Source organism: Amycolatopsis sp. NPDC104587, from assembly GCF_055583645.1.
This window is the reverse complement of the sequence record NZ_JBVJNO010000005.1, coordinates 395,237-403,312: the sequence shown is the minus strand read 5'-3', so window position 1 is coordinate 403,312 and position 8,076 is coordinate 395,237. Positions and strand designations below refer to the sequence as shown.

Annotated in this window: 6 protein-coding genes; 4 read left to right on the top strand and 2 right to left on the bottom strand. The window is 74.4% G+C overall.

Going from position 1 to position 8,076, the window contains the following annotated elements:
- Nucleotides 1–108 precede the first annotated feature (108 nt).
- Nucleotides 109–1,293 carry a galactokinase gene (gene galK / locus ACZ61C_RS17395; protein ID WP_465307760.1) on the bottom strand — a complete coding sequence of 395 codons (1,185 nt, stop codon included), beginning with the start codon at nucleotides 1,291–1,293 and terminating at the stop codon, nucleotides 109–111.
- Entirely contained in the window at nucleotides 1,290–2,006 is a 717-nt protein-coding gene (locus ACZ61C_RS17390; RefSeq protein WP_465307758.1) for a metal-dependent transcriptional regulator, read from the bottom strand. The genes galK and ACZ61C_RS17390 overlap by 4 nt, the downstream gene beginning before the upstream one ends.
- 181 nt (nucleotides 2,007–2,187) lie before the next feature.
- Between ACZ61C_RS17390 and ACZ61C_RS17385 the strand changes: the two genes are divergently transcribed.
- The 4 genes from ACZ61C_RS17385 to ACZ61C_RS17370 are packed head-to-tail and all read left to right on the top strand — an operon-like array spanning nucleotide 2,188 to nucleotide 8,076.
- Nucleotides 2,188–3,033, top strand: a complete 846-nt coding sequence (locus ACZ61C_RS17385) for a sulfurtransferase (protein ID WP_465307756.1) — start codon at nucleotides 2,188–2,190, stop codon at nucleotides 3,031–3,033.
- 57 nt (nucleotides 3,034–3,090) lie between these two features.
- The gene (locus tag ACZ61C_RS17380) at nucleotides 3,091–4,260 is read left to right on the top strand and encodes an acetoin utilization protein AcuC (RefSeq protein ID WP_465307754.1); all 1,170 of its coding nucleotides are present in this window, start codon (nucleotides 3,091–3,093) and stop codon (nucleotides 4,258–4,260) included.
- 2 nt (nucleotides 4,261–4,262) lie between these two features.
- Nucleotides 4,263–6,944 (top strand): bifunctional acetate--CoA ligase family protein/GNAT family N-acetyltransferase, encoded by a 2,682-nt coding sequence (locus ACZ61C_RS17375; protein WP_465307752.1) that lies wholly within the window; start codon nucleotides 4,263–4,265, stop codon nucleotides 6,942–6,944.
- A gap of 4 nt (nucleotides 6,945–6,948) precedes the next feature.
- A complete protein-coding gene (locus ACZ61C_RS17370; RefSeq protein ID WP_465307750.1) occupies nucleotides 6,949–8,076 on the top strand; it encodes a serine hydrolase domain-containing protein in 1,128 nt (375 codons plus the stop codon).

The window sequence follows — 8,076 nt, the reverse complement described above, 5'->3', positions numbered from 1 at the left end:
TGCTCCAGCACGTCGCTGTTGCCCTATCGGGGTGGCGGGTGCGCAACAGTCTGCCCCTGGGGCTACTCGGGTGTGTGGGCGGGGTCCCCCACGGGGACCCCCGCGGCCTCAGAGCTCGTCGCGCCCGGCGCCGCGGGAGGGGACGGCGGTGAACATCCGCGGCCGCCGGTAACCGGCCTTCTCGTACGCCGCTTCGACAGCCGCCTTGACACCGTCGAGGTCGGCGTCGCGGACCAGCGCGATCGCCGAGCCGCCGAACCCGCCGCCGGTCATCCGGGAGCCGAGGGCCCCGGCCTCGCGGGCCGAGTCGACCGCGAGGTCCAGCTCGGCCGTGGAGATCCGGTAGTCGTCACGCATGCTGACGTGCGAGGCGTCCAGGTACGGCCCGATCTCGGCCAGCCGCCCGGCGCGGAGCAGCGCGACCACCTCGAGCACCCGCTGGTTCTCGGTGACCACGTGCCGCACCAGCGGCGCCAGCTCGTCCGGCAGCCGGTCGAGGGCCTCGGCCAGGCCCTCGACGGTGACGTCGCGCAGCGCCTTCACCCCGAGCAGCTCGGCCGCCCGTTCGGTGCCGCGCCGGCGCTCGCCGTACCCGCCTTCGGCGTGCGAGTGCTTCGTGCGGGTGTCCATGATCAGCACCTGCAGCCCGGCCTCGGCCAGGCCGAAGGGCACCTGCTCCTGCTCGCCCGACCGGACGTCGAGGAACAGCACGTGCGACTCGGTGCAGCAGAGGGACGCCGTCTGGTCGAGCAGGCCGGTCGGCGCGCCGACGAAGTCGTTCTCCGAGCGCTGCACCCACCGGGCCACCTCGGGCCGGGCGGGGACGCGCTCGCCGGTTCCGTCGAGCTCCAGCCCGGCCAGGCCGAGCAACGCCAGCGACACCGCGCACTCGAGCGCGTGGGAGGAGGACAACCCCGCCCCGGACGGCACGTCCCCGGCGATGACCAGGTTCGCGCCGGCCGTGAAGCCCTGGTCGCGCAGCACCCAGGCGACCCCGGCCGGGTACGCGGCCCACCCCTCGACCCGGCCCGGCGCCAGGTCGGCGATCTTGAGCTCGCCGGAGCGCTGGAGCTGGCCGTCGTCGCCCAGGGTGGCCACGGACAGCACGCCGTCCTCGCGGGGCGACGCCGCCGCGGCCAGGCGGTGCGGCAGGGCGAACGGCAGCACGAAGCCGTCGTTGTAGTCGGTGTGCTCGCCGATCAGGTTGACCCGCCCGGGCGCCGACCAGACCCCGGCCGGCTCGGCGCCGTGCACGGTGCGGAACGCGGCCGCGGCCTCCGAAGCCGGGCTCACCTGGCCTGCGCCAGGACGGCGTGCAGCGCGGAGCTGGCGACCAGGGCGGTGGTGTCCCCGCCGGTGACCTCGATGGTGGCGCCGTTGCCCTTGCCGATGGTGACCGTGCCGCCCGGCACGATCCCGACCGACTTGAGCTCGGTCATCAGCGACTCGTCCAGCTGGACATGCTCGGCGATGCGCCGGATCTCGACCCGGCCGCCGCCGGTGCGGGCGAACTCGTCCAGCCGGACGAGGTCGGCCTCGGCGGGCGGGGCGGGGTCGCCGTCGCCCAGCTTGTCCAGCCCGGGGATCGGGTTGCCGTAGGGGGAGGTGGTCGGGTGGTCGAGCAGCTTGACCAGCTTGCGCTCGACGGCCTCGCTCATCACGTGTTCCCAGCGGCAGGCCTCGTTGTGGACGTGTTCCCACTCGAGCCCGATGACGTCGACGAGGAGGCGCTCGGCCAGGCGGTGCTTGCGCATCACCGCGATGGCCAGTTCACGGCCGTGGTCGGTCAGCTGGAGGTGCCGGTCGTCGGCCACCACGACCAGCCCGTCGCGCTCCATGCGGGCGACGGTCTGGCTCACGGTGGGGCCGCTCTGCTGCAGGCGCTCGGCGATGCGGGCGCGCAGCGGGACGACACCCTCTTCTTCGAGCTCGTAGATCGTACGCAAGTACATCTCGGTGGTGTCGATGAGATCGTTCACGCTGTCCCCTTCGTCCGCGTTGCTCATCGTAGTCGTTGGCCCCGGCAGAGGCGGGGGGCCGTGCGGATACCGCGCCGACGGTTACCGATCAGACCGGCGGCCACCGCCGGTTCCGCCTGATTTCGGCCAGATCGGTGACAACCCGCCGGTGGGGGATATGCCCGCACCCCGGCGCGGCCGCCTGGGCAGCCGCTGGAAGATGGGAGGCATGCGTCCGCTGATCAGCACCACCGACCTCGCCACCGCGCTCGCCGGGCCGGCGGGTGACCGGCCCGTCGTCCTCGACGTCCGCTGGCGGCTCGCCGGGCCGCCCGGCGCCGAGTCCTACCGGGAGGGGCACCTGCCCGGCGCGGGGTTCGTCGACCTCGACCGGGTGCTCGCCGGGGCGCCGGGCGAGGGCGGCAGGCACCCGCTGCCCGACCCCGCCGACCTGCAGCGCGACCTGCGCGCGGCCGGGGTCCGGGCGGGCGCGCCGGTGGTCGTCCACGACGACGCCGACGGGTCCGTGGCGGCCCGGGCGTGGTGGCTGCTGCGCTGGGCCGGCCACGACGAGGTCGCGGTCCTCGACGGCGGTTACGCAGCGTGGACTTCGGAAGGGCGGCCGGTGAGCACGGAGCCGGCGCGGCCGGAGCCGGGCGACCTCATCGTCCGGCCGGGCGGGATGCCGGTGCTCGACGCCGACGAGGCCGCGGCCCTGGCCCGCGACGGCCTGCTGCTCGACGCCCGGGCGACACCGCGCTACGCGGGGGAGACCGAGCCGGTCGACCCCCGGGCCGGGCACATCCCGGGTGCGGTGAACGCGCCGTTCGCCGGCCACGTCGGTGAGGACGGCCGATGGCGGACCCCGGCCGAGCTGGCGGAGCGGTTCGCCGGGCTGGGGCTGCGCCCGGGCGAGCCGGTCGGGGCGTACTGCGGCTCCGGCGTCATGGCCGGCTCGGTCGTGCTCGCGCTGGAGCTGGCCGGCCACGCGGGCGCCGGCCTGTACGCGGGCTCGTGGTCGCACTGGTCCCGGGACCCGGAGCGTCCGGCGGCCACGGGCACCCTGCCGGGCTGAGCGCCAGGGGCGCTTCGACTCCACGATCTCCGGCGATCGGCACTACAGTCGGGCGGTATGGTGCCGGCTGTCGTGTGGGATCCCGCCCTGCTGGGTTACGACCTGGGCGGGGAGCACCCGTTCAACCCCGTCCGGCTGGAGCTCACCGTCCGGCTGGCCACCGAGCTCGGCGTGCTCGACGACGTCGAGCTGCTGGTCCCGACCGCGGCCGGCGACGAGGAGCTCCTCCGGATCCACGCTCCCGAGTACCTCGCCGCCGTGCGGGAGGCGCCGCTGGTCGGGTGGGACGTCGGGCACGGGCTCGGGACCGCCGACAACCCCGTCTTCTCCGACATGCACGACGCCTCCGCCCTGGTCGTCGGCTCGACGCTGCTGGCCGCCCGCAAGATCGCCGAGGGCGAGGCGACGCGGGCGGTCAACATCGCCGGCGGCCTGCACCACGCCATGCGGGACCGGGCGTCCGGGTTCTGCGTCTACAACGACTGCGCGGTCGCCATCTCGTGGCTGCTCGACCACGGTTTCGAGCGGATCGCCTACATCGACACCGACGTCCACCACGGCGACGGTGTCCAGGCCGCCTTCTACGACGACCCGCGCGTCCTGACGATCTCGATGCACCAGCACCCCTTCACGCTCTGGCCGGGCACGGGCTACTCCGCCGAGACCGGCCGCGGGAAGGCCGAGGGCACCGCGGTCAACCTCCCGCTGCCGCCGGGTACGCGGGACCCGGGGTGGCTGAGGGCCTTCACCGCCGTTGTCCCTTCGCTGCTCGCGGACTTCGAGCCGCAGCTGCTGTTCACCCAGTGCGGCGTCGACTCGCACGAAGAGGACCCGCTGGCCGACCTCTCGCTCAGCGTCGACGGCCACCGGACCATCTACCGCACTCTCCGCGACCTCGCGCAGACGTACGCGGGCGGCAAGTGGATCGCCGTCGGCGGGGGCGGGTACCAGCTGATCCGGGTCGTCCCGCGGTCGTGGACGCACCTGATCGCGACGGTGCTCGACCGGGACGTCGCCCCGGCGACGCCGTTGCCGCCCGGCTGGGTCTCGACCGTCACCAAGGCCGCGCCGAACGCCGAGCTGCCGGCCGCGATGACCGACGACCGCGACACGGAGTTCAAGCCGTGGGGCGACGGTGCGGACGACCCGGTCGACGTCGCCGTCCGGGACACGCGCCGGGCCGTCTTCCCCTTGCACGGCCTCGATCCGGACGACCCCAGGGACTGACCATGGCCGGCCGGGACCCCTTCGACTACCCCCACGCGTGGGAGGCCGACGTCGTGCTGTCCGACGGCGGCACCGTCCACCTGCGCCCGATCGTGCCCAGCGACGCCGACGGGCTCGTCGCCTTCCACGGCAAGCTTTCCGAGCGCACGCGCTACTTCCGCTACTTCGGCGCCTACCCGCGCATTCCCGAGAAGGACCTCAAGCGCTTCTCGACCGTCGACCACCACGACCGGGTCGCGTTCGCCGCGTTCCTGGGCGACGACATCGTCGCGGTCGGGCGGTACGAACGGCTCGACCACGGGCCGTCGGCCGAAGTCGCCTTTGTCGTCAGCGACGCGCACCAGGGCCGCGGGCTCGGCTCGATCCTCCTGGAGCACCTCGCCGCGGCGGCGTCGGAGTGCGGGCTGCGCCGGTTCACCGCCGAGGTGCTCGCCGAGAACGCCGCCATGGTGCGGGTCTTCCGCGACGCCGGTTACCAGGTCAGCCGCGAGATCGAGGAAGGCGTGCTGCACCTGGAGTTCGACATCGACCCGACCGAGGAGTCCCTCGCCGTGGCGCGCTCGCGGGAGCAGGCCGCCGAGGCGCGCAGCGTGCACAACCTGCTGCACCCGACGTCGGTCGCGGTGATCGGCGCGTCGGCCGAGCCGGGCAAGGTCGGTCACGTCGCGTTCGTGAACCTGCTGGCCGCCGCGTTCACCGGCACCGTCTACCCGGTCAACCCGGAGCACCGCTCGATCCGCGGCGTCCGCGCGTACCCGTCGGTGCTGGACATCCCGGACCCGGTCGACCTGGCCGTCGTCGCGGTGCCCGCGGAGGCCGTCGAGTCCGTTTTGGACGCTTGCCTGGCGAAGGGCGTCAAGACGCTGCTGATCCTCTCCAGCGGCTTCGCCGAGGCCGGGCCGCACGGCCTGCACGCCGAGCTGCGGCTGGTCGGCGAGGCGCGGGCGCACGGCATGCGCGTGGTCGGCCCGAACGCGCTCGGCGTGCTGAACACCGCCCCGGACGTCCGCCTCAACGCCACCCTCGCGCCGCGGCTGCCGGCCCGGGGGCGCACCGGGTTCTTCTGCCAGTCCGGCGCGCTGGGCACGGCGATCCTCGCCGACGCCGAGGCGCGCGGCCTCGGCCTCTCGACGTTCGTCTCGGCCGGCAACCGCGCCGACGTCTCCGGCAACGACCTGCTCCAGTACTGGGAAACCGACCCGGACACCGACCTCGTGCTGCTGTACCTCGAGTCGTTCGGCAACCCGCGCAAGTTCGCGCGGCTGGCCCGGCGGCTCGCGCGGACGAAGCCGATCGTCGCGGTGAAGTCCGGGCGGCACGCGGTCCGCCCGCAGCTCGCGGCGACGTCGACGGAGATCGACGAGGCCAGCGTCCAGGCGCTGTTCGAGCAGGCGGGCGTGGTGCGCGTCGAGTCGCTGGCGCAGCTGTTCGACACCGCGCTCGTGTTCGCCCACCAGCCGCTGCCGGCCGGGCCGCGGGTCGCGATCGTCGGCAACTCCAGCGCGATCGGGCTGCTGGCCGCCGACACCGCGCGGATGCAGGGGCTGCGGCTGGCGTCGGACCCGGTGGACGTCGGGCCGCAGGCCGGGCCGGAGGACTTCGCCAAGGCCGTCGGCGAAGCGCTCACCTCGCCGGACACCGACGCGCTGGTCGTCGTGTTCGCGCCGCCGGTGGCGATCCCCGGCACCGCCTACGCGCGCGCCCTGCGCGAAACCGTCGTCGAACTCGGGCAGCGCAAGCCGATCGTCTCGACGTTCCTCGCGGCCGAAGGTGTGCCGGCCGAGCTGGCCGTGTCGAGCGGCGACGGCGTGCCGACGCGCGGTTCGATCCCGTCGTACCCGAGCCCGGAACGCGCGGTGAACGCCCTGGCCCGGGTCGTCCGGTACGCGGCGTGGCGACAGCGGCCGCAGGGCACGCTCGTGACACCGCCGGGGATCCACACCGAGCAGGCGCAGGTGATCGTCCGCGAGCTGCTGGAAAGCGAGAGCGGCAAGACGACGCTGCTCTCCGACACCGACGTCGTGCGGCTGCTGGGCTGTTACGGCGTCGACGTCGTGCCCTTCCGGGTGGTGTCCACAGTGGACGACGCGGTCGCCGTGGCGGCCGAGCTGGGGTACCCGGTGACGCTCAAGGCGGTCGACGAACGCCTGCGCGGCCGCCCGGACCTGGCCGGCGTGCGGCTCGACCTGGCCTCCGAAGACTCCGTGCGCACGGCCTACCGGACGCTGCGCGAGATCTCCGATGACGACGACGTGTACGTCCAGCGGATGGCCCCGAAGGGCCTGTCGTGCGTGATCGGGCTGCAGGACGACCCGTCGTTCGGCACGCTCGTGTCGTTCGGGCTGTCCGGCCTGGTCAGCACGCTGCTGGGGGACCGCGCCTACCGGGCGGTGCCGCTCACCGACGTCGACGCGGCCACGCTGCTGCGCGAGCCGCGGACGGCGCCGCTGCTCACCGGCTACCGCGGTGACGAGCCCGCCGACCTCGCCGCGCTGCAGGACATGGTGCTGCGGGTCGCCGCGCTGGCCGAGGACAACCCGGAGGTGCGGTCGCTGGTGCTGGACCCGATCCTGGCCTCGCCGGACGGCGCTTTTGTCGCCAACGCCCGGCTCGTCCTGGGCCCGCCCCCGTCGCGGCCCGACACCGGCCCGCGGCGCCTGCGCGCCATCAACCCCCTGGACTGAAGCGATGCTGACCGAACTGCTGAAGCAGCACGCGGCGGACGTGCCCGGCGCGGTGGCCCTCGTCGCGCGCGGCGGCCAGGTCGAGGTGGCGGTCGTGGGCTCCGCCGACGCCGAAGGCACCGTGCCGATGGCGCGGGACTCGGTGTTCCGCATCGCTTCGCTGACCAAGCCGATCGTCGCGGCGGCGGTCCTGCTGCTCGTCGACGAGGGTGAGCTCGCGCTCGACGACCCGGTCGCGCGCTGGCTGCCGGAGCTCGCGTCGCCGGTGGTCGTGCGGACGCCGGCCGGGCCGGTCGACGACGTGGTGCCCGCCGTCCGCCCGATCACGGTGGCCGACCTGCTCACGTTCCGCTGTGGGTACGGCTTCGCGGCGGACATGACGCTGCCCGCGGTCGACCTGCTGCTGCAGGTGCTGGGCCACCCGGCGGCGGCGCCGCGCGACCTGACACCGGACCAGTGGACGGCCGCGCTGGCGCAGGTGCCGCTGCTGCACCAGCCGGGGGAGGGGTGGCTCTACGGCACCGGCTCGGCCATCCAGGGTGTGCTGATCTCCCGGGTGTCGGGCCGGCCGCTGCCGGAGTTCCTGGCGGAGCGGCTGTTCGAGCCGCTGGGCATGGCCGACACCGGGTTCACCGTGCCGACCGCGGCGCTGGGCCGGTTCACCAGCGCGTACCGCCCCGGCGAGGAGGGCCTGCGCCTGATCGACTCGCCGGAGGGCCGGTGGAGCAGCCGGCCGTTGTTCCCCTCTGGTGCGGCGGGGCTCGTTTCGACGGCCGACGACCTGCTCACGTTCGCCCGGTTCCTGCTGGCCGAGGGGGGCGCCGGCGACCACCGGCTGCTGACTCGCGAGTCGGTGCACCGGATGACGACCGACCACCTGACCCCGGCCCAGCGCGAAGCCGGGCGGACGTTCCTGCAGGGCCAGGGCTGGGGGTACGGCGGCTCGGTCGACGTCGAGGCGACGCGGCCGTGGGAGGTCCCGGGCCGCTACGGCTGGATCGGCGGCGCCGGCACGGCCTGGCACGTGGTCCCGGCGACCGGCACGGCCACGGTCCTGCTCACGCAGGTCGAGATGACCAACCCGGAGCCGACCCCGCTGATGCGCGAGTTCTGGACCTACGCCGCGAAGTAG

What these genes read in the sequence shown, in the direction of transcription:
- ACZ61C_RS17390 (WP_465307758.1), bottom strand. Translation starts at nt 2,006, where the DNA reads ATGAGCAACGCGGACGAAGGGGACAGCGTGAACGATCTCATCGACACC.
- ACZ61C_RS17385 (WP_465307756.1), top strand. Translation starts at nt 2,188, where the DNA reads ATGCGTCCGCTGATCAGCACCACCGACCTCGCCACCGCGCTCGCCGGG.
- ACZ61C_RS17380 (WP_465307754.1), top strand. Translation starts at nt 3,091, where the DNA reads ATGGTGCCGGCTGTCGTGTGGGATCCCGCCCTGCTGGGTTACGACCTG.
- ACZ61C_RS17375 (WP_465307752.1), top strand. Translation starts at nt 4,263, where the DNA reads ATGGCCGGCCGGGACCCCTTCGACTACCCCCACGCGTGGGAGGCCGAC.
- ACZ61C_RS17370 (WP_465307750.1), top strand. Translation starts at nt 6,949, where the DNA reads ATGCTGACCGAACTGCTGAAGCAGCACGCGGCGGACGTGCCCGGCGCG.